This window comes from Streptomyces sp. NPDC047061, from assembly GCF_040643955.1.
Classification (GTDB): Bacteria; Actinomycetota; Actinomycetes; order Streptomycetales; family Streptomycetaceae; genus Streptomyces.
Genome location: NZ_JBEYVI010000002.1, coordinates 1 through 14,646, shown reverse-complemented (window position 1 = coordinate 14,646; position 14,646 = coordinate 1). Strand labels below are relative to the sequence as shown.

The window sequence follows — 14,646 nt, the reverse complement described above, 5'->3', positions numbered from 1 at the left end:
GGCCCCCTCCGCTCAGCGGGCCGCCTGGAAGGCCCGGCCCGCCGCCGTGGCCGCCGTACCGCTCGTGAAGAGCCCGCTGCTCGGCTTCGCCGGGTCCGCACCGAGCCCGAACCACGCGTACCGCTGCACGTACGGCAGCGCGTCGAGCGCCTTCGTGGACGCCGTGACGAAGTCCGCCTGCTGCTGCGCCGACGGGAAACGGGTCCCCTGCGAGAAGTCGATCAGCGCGTACTCGGTCAGCCAGATCGGCTTGTGGTAGCGCGCGTACACCGCCGACAGGTACGAGGTCAGCTGCTGTACGGCCTGCGGGGTGCGGAAGTCACCGCCGTACCAGTGCAGCGTGATGAAGTCGACCCGGTAGCCCTTCGCCTTCGCCCCGGACATGAACCGGTCCAGCCAGCCGCCGGCCGTGTCCCCGCCGTACGCCACCGCCGGGCTGCCCAGCACCTTGCCCGCCGCCATCAGCCTGGGCCACAGCCCCAGCGCCTGGTCGACGGTCATGTTCGACTGCTGCGCCATGTCGGGTTCGTTGAAGCCCAGGAGGTACGGCCCCGCCGCCCGCGCCTGCGCCAGCGACGCGTCGGTGACGGACGCGGCACCCCAGATCATCGGCACGTAGGAGGCCGAGGACGGGGTCGTCACGCCCTGGTGCTGGGTGTTCCAGGTGTAGTACCAGCTCGCCCCGCTCGCGGCGAGCGCCTGGCTCACCCCGTTGAACGTCCACACGCCGACGCCCTTCTTCGCGCCGGAGACCACCTGCACCGGGGCCACGGTGTGCTTCGAGGGGGTCGGCCTGACCGACGGTTTCGGCGACGCGCTGTGGGAGGGGGACGGAGACGGGGAGGCGGAACGGGTCGGGCTCGGGCTCGGGGACGCCACGGCGACCGGCGTCGGCGGCGCCTGCGTCTGCGCGGCCGGGACCGACGGACCCGCCGTCATCCGGGCCGCGACCAGCGCGACCGCCGCGACGACCGCGACCGCCGCCGAACCGCCCACCACGGCCTTGCCCACGAGACGGCTGCCCGCCCGTCCGGCCGCCCGCCCGTGCCGCCGCCGCAGCGCCCGGCCCGCTCCGCCGCCCCCGCCGCCCCCGCCGCCCCCGCTGCTCGGATCGGCGGACGCGACGCCATGTGCCCCTCCGCCATGAGCCCCGCCGGCATGCGACGCGGCGGTGTGGTGCGCGGTGACCTGGGCCAGCACCCGCGCCGGGTCGAGGCCGGCCGGCACGGCCACCAGCGGCAGGCCGCTCAGCAGCCGGTCCATCGGCAGCAGCCCCCGCTCCAGGCCCGCGCACACCCCGCAGCCACGTATGTGACGGCCGAACCGCTTGCGCCACAGCGGACTCGGCGTGCCGTCCCACGGCTCGGCGATCTCGTCCAGCTCTGCACAGCGCGGCTCGGCCCCGAGCCCCCGCACCACGCACCGCGAGACCTCCATCTGCTTCTTCATCCGCTGCACCCGCACCGCGGCATGCCGGTCGGACAGCCCCAGCGCACCGGCGAGGTCCGCGCGCTCCAGGTCGCCGGTCTCCTCCAGCCACCACAGGGACAGCAGCTCCTGGTCGTCCGCGTCGAGCCAGCGCGTCGCCTCGGCGACCTCCCGGCGCTGCTCGGTCAGACCCAGCCGCAGGATGGTCAGCCCGGCGAAGTCGAGCGCCGGGTCGGTGATCGCCTCGGCGTCGTCCAGACGCGCCCTGCGGTCCCGGTCCGTGGCCCGCGACTGCTCACGGTTGCGCACCTGCCGGATCGTGATGGCGACGAGCCACGACCGGAACGCGGACGGATCCCGCAGCTTCTCCAGCCCGCGCACCATGCGCAACAGCGTCTCCTGTACGACGTCGTCGACGTCGGCATGACCGTTCAGGGCCCGGCCGACGATGTTGTAGACCAGCGGCAGACACGCGGTCACGAGGTGTTCCAGGGCCGCTCTGTCACCCGCGCGAGCGGCCGTCACCACGCCGGGGTCGGGTCCGCTCCGATGGTTGTCGGTCATGTGGGTCTGTTCCTCCGCGCAGAGTCCGGCTGTCGGAACGGAGACCCCGCGCAGGACGCGGGGACAACAGAAAAACCGGCGAGTCGGCTTCGCAATTTATGTTGTACGGCCCCCGTCGAGGAGGTCACCGAAAGGCAGGCACACATCTGGCACAGCCCGAGGAAGGCACAAGGATGGCACGAGGACGCAGGAGACACGGCGCGAGACCACCGCGACGCCGCTGGTGGTACGCCGGCGCGGCCGCCCTCGCGACGACCGCCACCGTACTCATCACCTACGGGTGGTGGACCCCGGCCGGCACCCAGGCCGCGCACCCGGACCGCCGGACGACGGCCGCGGCCCTCTCGTCCGGGCCGTCCGGCACCCCGCTCTCCCCGTCACCGAGCCCCAGCACCTCCCCCTCCGCCTCCGGCTCCGCCTCGGCGAGCGCCAAGGCCTCGGCGTCGGCGTCGGCGAAGACCACGCGCAAGCCGACGACCGCCGCGTCCCACCAGGCCGCTCGGAGCACGCAGCCGACCGCCGCCCCCGCCGGCAAACGCCTGATCACCGTCGTCAACAAGACCCAGAAGACGGTGTGGGCGGTCGTCACCAACACCTCCGTCTACCCGGCCGGCCGCAAGCTCGCCCCCGGCCAGAGCCTCTCGGTGACCGTCGCGAACAACTGGGGCGGCCGCATCTGGGGCCGTACCGGATGCACCGACGGCACCGCCGCGGGCCCCTGCGCCTCCGGCGACTGCACCAGCGTCTGCAGCGGCGGCAACCCGCCCACCACCCTCGGCGAGTTCACCTTCGACGCCTTCGACAGCATGGACTTCTACGACGTCAGCATGGTCGACGGCTCCAACCTGCCCATGTACATCAACGTCTCCCACACCACGACCACCGACCCGGTCAGCTCCACGGGCTGCTACAAGGGCACCTGCACCACGGAGGTCGACTGCCCCAAGGCCATGCAGGCCCTCTCCGGCGGCCAGGAGATCGGCTGCAAACCGCCGTGCGCGGCGTTCGGCGGCGACACCTACTGCTGCCGGGGCGCCTGGGCGGGCCGCGACAACTGCATCCCCTCCAAGTGGCCCGTCGACTACACCCAGGTCTTCAAGCGCGCCGAGCCCTACGCCTACTCCTACGCCTTCGACGACGGGGCGACCATGCCCTGCAAGGGGGCCTGCTACTACCGGGTGACCTTCGGAACGACGGCCGGCTCCACCTGATCACGCCTTCCCCCCTTCCCCACTTTCTCCCTTCCTCCCCGTTCACCCGGACGGCCCGCGCACGGGGACACGCCGACACGTGTCCCCGAGGCTGGAATCCCGGGCGTCGCCCGACGCCTCGCACCGAAGGACCAGCATGCGAATACCGCGCGAGTCCCGTCGTACCGTGAACGCCGTCCGCTGGGGCGCCGCTCTCCTGGCACTCTCGGGAACCACTGCCGTCCTCGCCCCCACCACGGCACGGGCCGGAGGTCCGAGCGGCGATCCCGGCCGGGAGAAGCCCACCGTCGTGCTCGTCCACGGCGCCTTCGCCGACGCGTCGAGCTGGACCGGTGTCGTACAGCGCCTCCAGCAGAACGGCTACACGGTGGCCGCACCGGCCAACCCGCTCCGCGGCGTCCCCGAGGACTCGGCCTACCTCGCGAGCTTCCTGAAGTCCGTCAGCGGGCCGATCGTCCTGGTCGGCCATTCCTACGGCGGTGAGGTGATCTCGCAGGCCGCCGTCGGAAACAGCAACGTCAAGGCCCTCGTCTACATCAACGCGGTCATGCCCGACGCCGGGGAGTCGTTCACCACCCTCTCCGCGAGGTTCGCTCCCGCCCCGCTCGCCAAGGCCCTCAAGCAGGTGCCCTTCCGCAACAGCGACGGCACCACCGGCACGGACGTGTACGTACAGCCGGCCCTCCTGCGCCAGGTCTTCGCCGCGGACCTGCCCGCGAGCCAGACCGCCGTCATGGCAGCCACCCAGCGCCCGATCGCGATGTCGGCGTTCGGGGACAAACTCACCGGCGCCGCCTGGCGGAACAGACCCGTCTACGTCCTCGTCGGCAAGCAGGACCAGTCGATCAACCCGGCCCTGGAACGCTTCGAGGCGCAACGCGCGCACGCCCGGAAGACCGTGGAGATCAACTCCTCGCACGTGTCCCTCGTCTCCCACCCGCAGGCGGTCAAGGACCTGATCGTCGACGCCGCCGAGAACTACATGTGGAATTAGAGCGGGACACCGAGGAGTTCCCCGGCGTCACCGCCGTGTCGGGAATTCCGCGCCGTACCCGTCACCGTCACAGGAACGGCCCGCGCATTTCCCGCACGGCGGCCACGAGTTGCGGCCTCCGGGATACCCGCCCAGACTTGATGGGCACATTTGATGGTGTTCCGGAAACGTGTCCCGGAGGAGCGTCCCATGGCCAGGATCCTGTGTGTGGTGACCGGCGCGAGCTACTGGACCCTCAAGGACGGGCACCGACATCCCACCGGCTACTGGGCCGAGGAGTTCGTGGCCCCCTACACCGTGTTCACCGACGCCGGACACGAGGTCACCGTGGCAACCCCGCACGGGGTCGTACCCGTCGTGGACACGATGAGCCTGCGGCCCCGCATGGCGGGCGGCGAGGAGAACGCCCTCCGTGAGGAGGCCGTCATCGAGGAGGCGGAGGAGCTGCGGTACGCCGTCCCTATCACCGACATCCGCCTGGAGGACTACGACGCGGTCTACTACCCCGGCGGCCACGGCCCGATGGAGGACCTCTCGGGCGACCCGGACTCCGGCGCGCTGCTGCGGGAGGCCCTCGCCTCCGGCCGTCCGCTCGGCATCGTCTGCCACGCCCCCGCCGCCATCCTCGCCACCCGGGACGCGAACGGTGACACCCCCTTCGCGAACTACCGGCTGACGGGCTTCTGCAACGAGGAGGAGGCCGGTGTCGGTTTCGCCGACAAGGCAAAGTGGCTGCTGGAGGACGAGCTGAAGAAGCTGCCCACCGAGTATTCGCGGGGCCCCGCCTGGGAGCCCTACACGGTCGTGGACCGCAACCTCTTCACCGGGCAGAACCCCGCGTCCTCCGGCCCTCTCGCCCGGGAACTCGTCGCGGCACTGCCATGAGCCCGGTCGGTTGGGCCGATCGGGTCGATCCAATCGATCTGACCGACCCTGATCAGAACGCGTACGCGTCCCCCGTCGCCAGCACCAGCACCCGCTGCCTGTCGTTCGTACGGTCCTGGTCCACTGCACCGCCGCCCCACGCCACATCCACCTCCAACCTCATCTCCGACGGCTGACCCAGCAGCCGTACCGGAACCACCAGCTCCGTGCCGGGCACCTCGACCGCCAGCGGCCCGGTGTCGCACACCACCTCCCGGTCACCGGTGCGCGCGCACCCGCCCGGCAGCTCCTGGGTGTCCGCCAGCGCCGCCGACGAGACCAGCCGCACACTGGCAGCCGTCACACCGTCCGGCCCGTGGTTGAGCGAGGACACCCGGACCTCCAGCAGGTCCCCGCTCAGCACGGCGGACCCGTGCACCTCCAGATCGGCGTCCCCGGCCCAGGCGGTACCACCGCCGCCCACGACCAACGCGCCCACCGCCACGGCACCGACCACTGCGAGCCCACCACGACGCATCGCCACACCACCCGTCCCGTCCCGTCCGTCCCCGGTATTCACACTCCGGCATACATACGGATATATGCCACCCGAGCCCCACCCCAGGCGCCCCCCATCAGGTGACACCCGCCGGGCGTGGCACCCTGCACGCATGCTGATCCTCCGCTCCGCCGCCCTGTTCGTCGTCGCCGCGTTCTTCGAGATCGGCGGCGCCTGGCTGGTCTGGCAGGGCGTACGCGAGCACCGCGGCTGGCTCTGGGTCGCCGGCGGCATCCTCTCCCTCGGCGCCTACGGCTTCGTCGCCACCTTCCAGCCCGACGCCCACTTCGGCCGCATCCTGGCGGCCTACGGCGGCATCTTCGTCGCCGGCTCGATCCTGTGGGGCGTCGTGGCCGACGGCTACCGCCCGGACCGCTGGGACATCACCGGGGCGGCGATCTGCCTCGCAGGCATGGCCGTGATCATGTGGGCACCAAGAAACTGACGGTGCGGACACCCACCTCAAGGGGCGCGGGGCCGTATCGATATGCGGCTCCGCCGCGTGGGCGCGAACAACCCCCACCGGCCCGCAGCCGCCCGACTCCGCACCAGCCACGACGCCTAGACTCACCTCAGTCACTCGCACACCTGACTCACCCCCGCTGAGGAGCACCCCCATGGCCCCGTCCCGCATCGCGGTAGTCACCGGCGCCAGCAGCGGCATCGGCGCCGCCACCGCCCGCCGGCTCGCCGAGGCCGGATACCGCGTCGTCCTCACCGCCCGCAGGGCGGACCGCATCGAGGCGCTGGCCAAGGAGATCAACGAGGCCGGCCACCAGGCCACCGCCTACCCCCTCGACGTGACGGACCGCGCGGCGGTCGACGAGTTCGCGACGGCCTTCAAAGCGGTCGCCGTCCTCGTCAACAACGCCGGCGGAGCGCTCGGCGCCGACCCGGTGGCCACCGGCGACCCCGCCAACTGGCGCACGATGTACGAGACGAACGTCATCGGCACCCTGAACCTCACCCAGGCCCTGCTCCCCAAGCTGGAAGCGAGCGGCGACGGCACGGTGGTCGTCGTCTCCTCCACCGCCGGCCACGCCACCTACGAGGGCGGCGCCGGCTACGTCGCCGCCAAGCACGGCGCCCACGTCCTCGCCGAGACCCTCCGCCTGGAGATCGTCGGCAAGCCGGTCCGTGTCATCGAGATCGCCCCCGGCATGGTCAGGACCGACGAGTTCGCCCTGACCCGCTTCGGCGGCGACGAGGAACGGGCCGCGAAGGTCTACCAGGGCGTCGCCGAGCCCCTCACCGCCGACGACGTCGCCGACACCATCACCTGGACGGTGACCCGCCCCAGCCACGTCAACATCGACCTCCTGGTCGTCCGCCCCCGCGCCCAGGCCTCCAACACCAAGGTCCACCGGGAACCGTGATGCCGGACTCCGCGACACCGGACCCCACGACACCGGACGACGACCCGACGGCCGCCCTGGAACGCCGGCTGGAAGAGCGCCGTCTGGAACAGGAGACGAAGAACGAACGCCAGGTCTGGTACTTCCTGGCCTACTTCCTCTTCGGCATCCACCTCATCGCGTTCGTGATGATCTACGCGGTACGGCACGCGAAGTAGGCTCGCGGCCCGTGGACAGACACATACCGTTCGACGGGCTGCACAACTTCCGTGACCTGGGCGGCTACCCGACCGCCGACGGCCGCCGCATCCGCCCCGGCCGGCTCTACCGCGCCGACTCGCTGGGCAAGCTGCGCGAGGGCACGCGGGACTGGGACCGCTTCCTGTCCCTGGGCATCCGCACGGTCGTCGACCTCCGCCACCCCTGGGAGGCCGAGGGCCGGGGCCGTGTCCCGTCCCACCCCTCCTTCACGTACCACAACCTCAGCATCGAGCACCGCCCCTACGACCAGGCGGCCCTGGCCCCGGACATCGACCCCGGCCCGTACCTGGCGGAGCGCTACATGGAGGTGGCGGAGGACGGGGTGACGGAGATCCGCAGGGCACTGGAGCTGGTGGCCCGGTCGGCGGAATCGGACACCCCCCTGGTCTTCCACTGCGCGTCCGGCAAGGACCGCACCGGCCAACTGGCGGCGCTGATCCTGACGTTGGCCGGAGTGCCCGAACCGACGGTCGTCGAGGACTTCACCCTCACGGAACTGGCGGCGCCCGCCCTGCTGGCCGACTGGAAGGCGCGGAACGAGGGCCGCGAGCCGACCTGGCTGGGCTTCGGCCGCGCCCCGGCATCGGCGATGCGCCTGTTCCTGTCCGCGCTGAACGCCCGCTACGGCTCGACCGAGGAGTACGTGACACGAGCACTCGGCCTGAACGCGAACACACTCCGGGAAACCCTCCACACCACCCTCCTCGAACCCCGCCCCACCGCCTGACCGCAGCTCGGGCAGGATGGAGCGATGCCTGAGTCGCCCTTGCCCGGAGGTTTCGTCAATGCCGTCGTCCGTGTCGGCGACACGGTGCGCCGGCCGGTGTCTGCTCGCACGAAGTTCGTGGGAGAGCTGCTGAGTCTGCTCGAAGCCGGTGGCTGGAACGGAGCTCCGCGGTATCTCGGTGTGGACGAGAAAGGCCGCGAAGTGCTCAGTTACCTTGACGGCCATGTGGCGTGGGAACCGGGACAACCTGCTTCCGTGGCGTCGGACGAGAGCCTGGGTGCGGTCGCCCGGCTCGTGCGCGAGTTCCACGACCTGACGGCCGGCACCCGGCTGGCCGGAGACCACGAGGTCGTCTGCCACAACGACCTGTCGCCCAGGAACACGGTGTACCGGCCGGCCGGTGGCGCGCTTCGGCCGGCGGCGTTCATCGACTGGGACCTGGCGGCACCGGGCGCCCGGATCCATGACATCGCTCATGTCTGCTGGCAGTACCTCGGCCTCGGCCCTGCCGTGACCGACGTCGATGAGGCGTCCCGGCGCATGCGACTGATCGCCGACACCTACGGGTTGTCCGACCGGCAACGTCTCGTGGCCACGGTCCTGTGGTGGCAGGACCGGTGCCGCCGGGGCATCGAGACCGGGGCCGATGCGGGAGACGCCGCCATGATCCGGCTTCGTGATGCCGGGGTGGTGGAGGAAGTCCAAAGGGCCTGCCAGTGGGTTTCCGACCACCAGGCTGCTTTGGAACGCGCACTGCGGTGAGCAGGCGGGGAGGGTCGCTCCGGATCACGGGGCGGCCGCGGTGGGTCGGGGAGTCCTCGGCACCGGCTTCCGCCCGCCCCGCCACATCCTCAGGGAGGAGGCGCTACGGCTCGATAACTCGCAAGGGTGAACATCGTCGATCACCCGAACGCCGCCTGAACACCCGACCTAGTCTCGCACCACACCATCAAATCGACGGCCCTCGGCAGGGATGCAGCCCAGCCGAGGGCCTGACCAGCATGGAAGTGGAGCTTCCCTGTGGCTGAATGCGAGCCTAACGCCCAGCAGTTCATGGACCTCACGGTCCCGGAGTACGCGTACATGTTCGGGTTCTTGCAGGCGGATGGGCACTTGTCCCAGCAATCGAGGCAACGAGGACGGCTGGCCGTCGAAATCAGCGCAAAAGACATCGGCCTGCTGCGGGAGTTCCAGAAACTGACGCCCTACAACAGCAGCATCACGGAACGTACTCGGTCCACCGACTTCGCCGAGACCCACACCACCGCCGTCTGGAGCATGTGCTCCCTGGAAGCCAGGACCAGGATCAACGAACTCGGGCTTCCGTACGGCCGCAAGTCCAAGACGATCGCGCCGCCGACCGTCGAGTTCTCCCGCCGCGACTATCTGCGAGGCCTGATCGACGCAGACAGGTCAGTCGGCTTCACCAGCAAGGGTCTTCCCTTCGTCTCGCTCACCACGGCCAGCGGCGCTATCGCCTCCTACCTGTCCGACTACGGCAGGGATATGACGGGGGTCGCTCGCAACCCAAAGCGCAACGCCCGAGACGACATCTACAACGTCCTCTACATGATGGAGTTGGCTCAGGGCCTGGCAGCCGACCTGTACTACCCGGGCTGTCTGTCGCTGGAGCGCAAGCGCGCCACCGCCGAATCACTCTCGGCGTGGGTACGCCCCTCAGGGATGAGGGCCGCCTACACAACTCGCCGCTGGACTGCGACCGAAGACCGGATCCTGCTCAAGCTCAACAGCCCCATGGCCGCCGCAGAGGCACTCGGCAGGACCACCCAGAGCTGCAACCTCCGCCTTTGGCGTCTGCGCAACCGGAAAGTGCCCATGCCCAGCGATCAGTGACCCAGTGAACGAGGCCCCCGGCACTGACCGGGGGCCTTTCGCGTCAGCCCTTCACACACACGAACTGCTTCAACTTCGCCACGACCTCAACGAGGTCGCGCTGCTGCTCCATCACCTGGTCGATGTTCTTGTAGGCGCCCGGAATCTCATCCAGCACCCCGGAGTCCTTACGGCACTCCACGCCGCGCGTCTGCTCTTCCAGGTCCCTGGTCGTGAAGCGGCGCTTTGCCGCGTTACGGCTCATGCGCCGACCGGCACCATGCGACGCCGAGTTGAAGGCCTTCTCGTTCCCGAGCCCCTTCACGATGTACGAGCTGGTGCCCATCGAGCCGGGAATGATCCCGAACTCACCGGAGCCGGCCCGGATCGCCCCCTTACGGGTGACGAGCAGATCCATGCCCTCGTACTGCTCCTCGGCAACGTAATTGTGATGGCAGGAGATCTCCGGCTCGAAGGTCGGCTTCGCCTTCTTGAACTCCCTGCGGACCACATCCTTCAGGAGCCCCATCATGAGCATGCGGTTGTACTTGGCGTACTCCTGAGCCCAGTAGAGATCGTTCCTGTAAGCCGCCATCTGCGGAGTGTCCGAGACGAACACCGCCAGGTCCCGGTCAACTAGTCCCTGGTTGTGCGGAAGCTTCTGCGCGACACCGATGTGATACTCGGCCAGCTCCTTCCCGATGTTGCGGGAACCGGAGTGCAGCATGAGCCAGACCGAGTTTGACTGATCAAGACACAATTCGATCATATGATTTCCGGAACCAAGCGTTCCCATCTGCTGATGCGCCCGCTCCTGACGGAATTTGACTGCATCGGCAACCCCGTCGAACCGCCCCCAGAACCCCTCCCAGCCTGCCGTGGCCAGCCCATGGAAGTCCTCCGGCTCCACCGGATCCGCATGCATCCCCCGCCCCACCGGAATCGCCTGCTCGATCTTCGACCGCAGCCGCGACAGGTCCCCCGGCAGGTCGTTCGCCGTCAGGGACGTCTTCACCGCCGACATGCCGCAGCCGATGTCGACCCCGACCGCCGCCGGGCACACCGCACCCTGCATCGCGATGACCGATCCGACCGTCGCACCCTTCCCGTAGTGGACGTCCGGCATCACCGCCAGGCCCTTGATCCACGGCAGGGTCGCGACGTTGCGCAGCTGCTGGAGCGCCACGTCCTCGACGGTCGCCGGGTCGGTCCACATCCGGATGGGCACCTTCGCGCCCGGTATCTCCACGTACGACATGTCTTCCTCATTCCCCCGCGGGCAACAAACCAAAAGAGACAAATAGCTTTAATCAAACAAAACGCAAATGCGGCGCCAGAGATCCAGAAACCAGACAGTGGACCGGCGTTCACAGCAGTGCGTGCGATACACATTGTCTCCAGGGGGCGCCCCGCTGCGGCAAGCGATTAACCAGCGGGGACACTGGAGCAGGACCGAGCGGACCAGTGAACGGAAGGAGCCTGACCGTGCAGCGGAAGGCGTACGTAACCGGCATCGCCGCCCTTCTCGCGGCCCTGCTGGCCGGCTGCACGAGCGGTTCCAGCGGTGGCGACGACACCAGCGACAAGAACGCGGACACCAGTACGTCCACTGTCGCCGCCCAGCCCGGCAAGTACCGCACCCTCCCGGAGGCCTGCAGCGCGGTCAGCCACGACACCCTCGACTCGCTGCTCCCGGGCATCGCCCAGATCACCGACGCCGAGCAGCGCGAGAAGGCGTACGCGGGCGAGGCCACGCTCACCTACGACACGGACCGCAAGGTCGGCTGCCACTGGAAGATCGAGTCCACCGACGCCACGGACCGGCTGTCCGTCGACTTCGAGCGCGTGGTGTCGTACGACAACGCGGTCAGCGACGACAGCGAGGCGCAGACGATCTACACGCAGCTGGAGGCGGCGGCCGACATCCCGGAGTCCGCGCCCCCGAGCCCCACCGAGTCGGAGTCGCCGTCGGGGTCTCCGTCCGGGTCGGCTTCGGGCTCCCCGTCGGCATCCGCGTCGGCGTCCGTCTCCGCCTCGACCGCCGGATCCGGCGACCCGTCCTCCTCTGATTCCGCCTCCGCCTCCGCGTCGTCCTCCACCACCCCGTCGGGTCTCCAGCCCCGTACGCTCTCCGACCTCGGCGACGAGGCGTATCTCGACGACCAGCTCAGCGGCTCGGGTTCGACGGCCGAACAGCGGACGGTGACTGTGGTGTTCCGCACGTCCAACGTCGTCGTGACGATCGTGTACGAGGAGCAGCCGATGGCCACCGGGACCGTCCCGGACAGCAAGGAAATGCAGGACAGGGCGCAGAACCTGGCCGCGCAACTGGCCGAGGCCCTCAACGGCTGAGGGCCCCGGCACACCCTCTGCACCCCACCCGCAAAGGGCGCGAACCGAAACCGCACAGCTCCCTCACCGCGTACCGTGGCCCCTCGGACCCGATCCGACCGCAGGAACCCCGAACGTATGAGTGAAGGAACCATGCAGCGAGTAGCAGTCCAGTCAGACGACCAGCGCGCCCGGAACGATCGGAACGCACAGCGACGGGCAGGGCGCCTGCGCCGCGTCCTCGTCTGCGCGGCCGCCGTCCCCGCCGTGGCGCTGTTCGCGACGGCCTGCTCCTCCGGCTCGGACAGTGCCGCGCAGGGGACGGGTGGCGGCTCGGATCCGGTGACCGCCGCGGACGGTTCGGTGGCCGCCTCGCCCACGGTCCAGGCGGCCAAGTACCAGAAGCTGCCGGAGCCGTGCGCGGTGCTGTCGAAGACGACGCTCACCGCGCTGGTGCCGAAGGGCGCGAAGTCGGGCAAGGAGGGCACGTCGGACGACGTGGCCACGCGGGGCAGCTGTTCCTGGAGCAGCCTCGACAACAACGGTGTGAAGGGTTCCCAGTTCCGCTGGCTGAACATCTCCTTCCTCCGCTTCGACTCGGACACCAGCCGTGGTTCCGGCGAGAAGCAGGCCGAGGCGTACTACGCGAGCCAGGTGCAGGGTGCCCAGTCGGTGAGCGGCGCCAAGAACACCAAGTCGGAGCCGGTGGCCGGGGTCGGCGACCAGGCGACGGTCGTGCGCTACGACCTGAAGAAGAAGGAGGGCGCCTTCAAGCAGCAGACGGTCGTGGCACGCGTCGCGAACGTCGTCGTCACCCTCGACTACAACGGTGCGGGTCTGGCGGGCGAGAAGACGCCGGACGCGGACACTCTGACGAAGGTGGCGGAGAAGGCGGCCAAGGAGGCGGTGGCGTCCGTCACGACGGCCAACGGCTCGGGTACGTCGCAGAGTTCACCTGCGGCGACGCCCTCGAAGTCGGCGTCCGGGTCGCCCTCGGCGAGTGCCTCCGCATCGAAGTCGTCATCCAAGAAGAGCTGACCGGCCGTACGGGCGCCGCACTGATGTGCCACCCTGTTGCGCGCAACAACACGCAAGGGGAGGGGAGTACGGGTGGCCGCGCCAATGCAGCTGACTCGGATGCACCGCGTTCTCATCGGCGTGGTCGTGACCGGCGCGATGATCATCGCCGGTATCGGCTTCGCCGGCTCGTACGCGGCCGTCCGTGAGCTGGCCATCAAGAAGGGCTTCGGGAACTTCTCCTATGTGTTCCCGATCGGCATCGACGCGGGTATCTGCGTCCTGCTCGCCCTGGACCTGTTGCTGACCTGGATCCGCATCCCCTTCCCACTGCTGCGGCAGACGGCCTGGCTGCTGACCGTCGCGACGATCGCCTTCAACGGCGCGGCGGCCTGGCCGGACCCGCTGGGTGTGGGCATGCACGCGGTGATCCCGATCCTGTTCGTGGTGGCGGTGGAGGCGGCCCGGCACGCGATCGGCCGGATCGCCGACATCACGGCGGACAAGCACATGGAGGGGGTCCGCCTCACCCGCTGGCTGCTCTCGCCGGTGCCGACCTTCCTGCTGTGGCGCCGGATGAAGCTGTGGGAGCTCCGTTCCTACGACCAGGTGATCAAGTTGGAGCAGGAACGTCTCGTCTACCAGGCGCGGCTGCGGTCCCGTTTCGGGCGGGCGTGGCGCCGGAAGGCCCCGGTGGAGTCGCTGATGCCGCTGCGGCTGGCCCGGTACGGCGTTCCCCTGGCGGACACGGCCCCGGAGGGCCTGGCGGCGGCGGGCATCGAGGTGCCGGTGCTCCTGCCGGCGGCGGATGCCGTGGGCGTGGGCGGTCGTGGCGGCGCCGACGCGGTGCCTGCCGGCGAGCAGCGCCCCGAGCTGGTCCCCGGCCCCCAGGCCGGGCAGCCGGAGATCCCGCAGCAGGCGGTGCCGGCGCCCGAGCCGGAGACCAATCCCTGGCTGCAGTCCAGGGACCCCCAGCAGATCGAGTACCAGGGCGGCTACGACCCGACGTACGACCCTCGGTACGCCGCCTGGCTGGCACAGCAGCAGTACCAGCAGTACCAGCAGGAGCAGTACCTGCAGGAGCAACAGCAGTACCAGCAGGAACAGTTCTCGCAGCAGCAGTTCGCGCAGGACCAGCAGCCTCTGCCCGAGGAATCCCCCGCGGAGACCACCGGCAGCTTCCCCATCCCGTCCGGTCCGGGCCGCACCCGTGAGCTGGGCGAGGGCGGCGGTCCCCCGGAGCCCCCGGCGCCGTCGGAGGAGGATTACTACCTGGTCTTCCGTGAGTCGATAAAGACCGGCAACGGAGCACCCACCCCGCGCGGGTTCATCGCCGATGTCGAGGCGACCTACGGCGTCGCCCTCGACGAGACCGAGTCCAAGCGCATGGTGACCCGCTTCTCGAACCGTCTCAACGCGGAACTGGCGGACGAGCACATCGCCTGACGGGTACGGAGTCCGGCAGACACGGAGAAGGGGCCCTCTGGTTCCAGAGGGCCCCT

Annotated in this window: 15 protein-coding genes; 12 read left to right on the top strand and 3 right to left on the bottom strand. The window is 69.8% G+C overall.

The features are described 5' to 3' along the window. Window positions 1-12: 12 nt before the first annotated feature. Window positions 13-1,992 (bottom strand): sigma-70 family RNA polymerase sigma factor, encoded by a 1,980-nt coding sequence (locus tag ABZ887_RS03480; RefSeq protein ID WP_361282482.1) that lies wholly within the window; start codon window positions 1,990-1,992, stop codon window positions 13-15. Window positions 1,993-2,165: 173 nt separating this feature from the next. Between ABZ887_RS03480 and ABZ887_RS03475 the strand changes: the two genes are divergently transcribed. From ABZ887_RS03475 to ABZ887_RS03465, 3 genes are all read left to right on the top strand, one after another. After that, window positions 2,166-3,203, top strand: coding sequence for a thaumatin family protein (locus ABZ887_RS03475; protein ID WP_361282480.1), 1,038 nt, complete (start codon window positions 2,166-2,168; stop codon window positions 3,201-3,203). 136 nt (window positions 3,204-3,339) lie between these two features. Next, complete coding sequence (locus tag ABZ887_RS03470; RefSeq protein WP_361282478.1) at window positions 3,340-4,197, top strand: alpha/beta hydrolase; 858 nt, start codon at window positions 3,340-3,342, stop codon at window positions 4,195-4,197. Window positions 4,198-4,386: 189 nt separating this feature from the next. Continuing rightward, complete coding sequence (locus tag ABZ887_RS03465; protein WP_361282476.1) at window positions 4,387-5,082, top strand: type 1 glutamine amidotransferase domain-containing protein; 696 nt, start codon at window positions 4,387-4,389, stop codon at window positions 5,080-5,082. Window positions 5,083-5,134: 52 nt separating this feature from the next. On the opposite strand, the gene ABZ887_RS03460 is transcribed toward ABZ887_RS03465, so the two are convergent. Continuing rightward, window positions 5,135-5,599, bottom strand: a complete 465-nt coding sequence (locus ABZ887_RS03460) for a hypothetical protein (protein ID WP_361282474.1) — start codon at window positions 5,597-5,599, stop codon at window positions 5,135-5,137. Window positions 5,600-5,732: 133 nt separating this feature from the next. On the opposite strand from ABZ887_RS03460, the gene ABZ887_RS03455 reads away from it, so the two are divergent. From ABZ887_RS03455 to ABZ887_RS03430, 6 genes are all read left to right on the top strand, one after another. Next, the gene (locus tag ABZ887_RS03455; protein ID WP_361282472.1) at window positions 5,733-6,065 is read left to right on the top strand and encodes a YnfA family protein; all 333 of its coding nucleotides are present in this window, start codon (window positions 5,733-5,735) and stop codon (window positions 6,063-6,065) included. Window positions 6,066-6,237: 172 nt separating this feature from the next. Beyond that, entirely contained in the window at window positions 6,238-6,996 is a 759-nt protein-coding gene (locus ABZ887_RS03450; RefSeq protein ID WP_361282470.1) for an SDR family NAD(P)-dependent oxidoreductase, read from the top strand. Continuing rightward, window positions 6,996-7,193 carry a hypothetical protein gene (locus ABZ887_RS03445; protein ID WP_361282468.1) on the top strand — a complete coding sequence of 66 codons (198 nt, stop codon included), beginning with the start codon at window positions 6,996-6,998 and terminating at the stop codon, window positions 7,191-7,193. The genes ABZ887_RS03450 and ABZ887_RS03445 overlap by 1 nt, the downstream gene beginning before the upstream one ends. An 11-nt stretch (window positions 7,194-7,204) precedes the next feature. Then, window positions 7,205-7,963 carry a tyrosine-protein phosphatase gene (locus tag ABZ887_RS03440; RefSeq protein WP_361282466.1) on the top strand — a complete coding sequence of 253 codons (759 nt, stop codon included), beginning with the start codon at window positions 7,205-7,207 and terminating at the stop codon, window positions 7,961-7,963. 24 nt (window positions 7,964-7,987) lie between these two features. Continuing rightward, on the top strand, window positions 7,988-8,725 hold the full coding sequence (locus tag ABZ887_RS03435) for a phosphotransferase (protein WP_361282464.1): 738 nt from the start codon (window positions 7,988-7,990) through the stop codon (window positions 8,723-8,725). A gap of 258 nt (window positions 8,726-8,983) precedes the next feature. Continuing rightward, window positions 8,984-9,817, top strand: coding sequence for a hypothetical protein (locus tag ABZ887_RS03430; RefSeq protein WP_361282462.1), 834 nt, complete (start codon window positions 8,984-8,986; stop codon window positions 9,815-9,817). A gap of 43 nt (window positions 9,818-9,860) precedes the next feature. Here ABZ887_RS03430 and ABZ887_RS03425 read toward each other — a convergent pair whose 3' ends face one another. Beyond that, entirely contained in the window at window positions 9,861-11,054 is a 1,194-nt protein-coding gene (locus ABZ887_RS03425) for an RtcB family protein (RefSeq protein WP_361282460.1), read from the bottom strand. 227 nt (window positions 11,055-11,281) lie between these two features. On the opposite strand from ABZ887_RS03425, the gene ABZ887_RS03420 reads away from it, so the two are divergent. The 3 genes from ABZ887_RS03420 to ABZ887_RS03410 all read left to right on the top strand — a co-directional run bounded on the left by ABZ887_RS03420 (window position 11,282) and on the right by ABZ887_RS03410 (window position 14,590). Beyond that, the gene (locus tag ABZ887_RS03420; RefSeq protein ID WP_361282458.1) at window positions 11,282-12,148 is read left to right on the top strand and encodes a DUF3558 domain-containing protein; all 867 of its coding nucleotides are present in this window, start codon (window positions 11,282-11,284) and stop codon (window positions 12,146-12,148) included. Between the two features lie 117 nt (window positions 12,149-12,265). After that, entirely contained in the window at window positions 12,266-13,165 is a 900-nt protein-coding gene (locus ABZ887_RS03415; RefSeq protein WP_361282456.1) for a DUF3558 family protein, read from the top strand. Between the two features lie 84 nt (window positions 13,166-13,249). After that, on the top strand, window positions 13,250-14,590 hold the full coding sequence (locus tag ABZ887_RS03410; RefSeq protein ID WP_361282454.1) for a DUF2637 domain-containing protein: 1,341 nt from the start codon (window positions 13,250-13,252) through the stop codon (window positions 14,588-14,590). Window positions 14,591-14,646 lie beyond the last annotated feature (56 nt).

Bases quoted from the DNA above. Each gene is read 5' to 3' on its own strand.
- ABZ887_RS03480 (WP_361282482.1), bottom strand. From the start codon at position 1,992: ATGACCGACAACCATCGGAGCGGACCCGACCCCGGCGTGGTGACGGCC.
- ABZ887_RS03475 (WP_361282480.1), top strand. From the start codon at position 2,166: ATGGCACGAGGACGCAGGAGACACGGCGCGAGACCACCGCGACGCCGC.
- ABZ887_RS03470 (WP_361282478.1), top strand. From the start codon at position 3,340: ATGCGAATACCGCGCGAGTCCCGTCGTACCGTGAACGCCGTCCGCTGG.
- ABZ887_RS03465 (WP_361282476.1), top strand. From the start codon at position 4,387: ATGGCCAGGATCCTGTGTGTGGTGACCGGCGCGAGCTACTGGACCCTC.
- ABZ887_RS03460 (WP_361282474.1), bottom strand. From the start codon at position 5,599: ATGCGTCGTGGTGGGCTCGCAGTGGTCGGTGCCGTGGCGGTGGGCGCG.
- ABZ887_RS03455 (WP_361282472.1), top strand. From the start codon at position 5,733: ATGCTGATCCTCCGCTCCGCCGCCCTGTTCGTCGTCGCCGCGTTCTTC.
- ABZ887_RS03450 (WP_361282470.1), top strand. From the start codon at position 6,238: ATGGCCCCGTCCCGCATCGCGGTAGTCACCGGCGCCAGCAGCGGCATC.
- ABZ887_RS03445 (WP_361282468.1), top strand. From the start codon at position 6,996: ATGCCGGACTCCGCGACACCGGACCCCACGACACCGGACGACGACCCG.
- ABZ887_RS03435 (WP_361282464.1), top strand. From the start codon at position 7,988: ATGCCTGAGTCGCCCTTGCCCGGAGGTTTCGTCAATGCCGTCGTCCGT.
- ABZ887_RS03425 (WP_361282460.1), bottom strand. From the start codon at position 11,054: ATGTCGTACGTGGAGATACCGGGCGCGAAGGTGCCCATCCGGATGTGG.
- ABZ887_RS03415 (WP_361282456.1), top strand. From the start codon at position 12,266: ATGAGTGAAGGAACCATGCAGCGAGTAGCAGTCCAGTCAGACGACCAG.
- ABZ887_RS03410 (WP_361282454.1), top strand. From the start codon at position 13,250: ATGCAGCTGACTCGGATGCACCGCGTTCTCATCGGCGTGGTCGTGACC.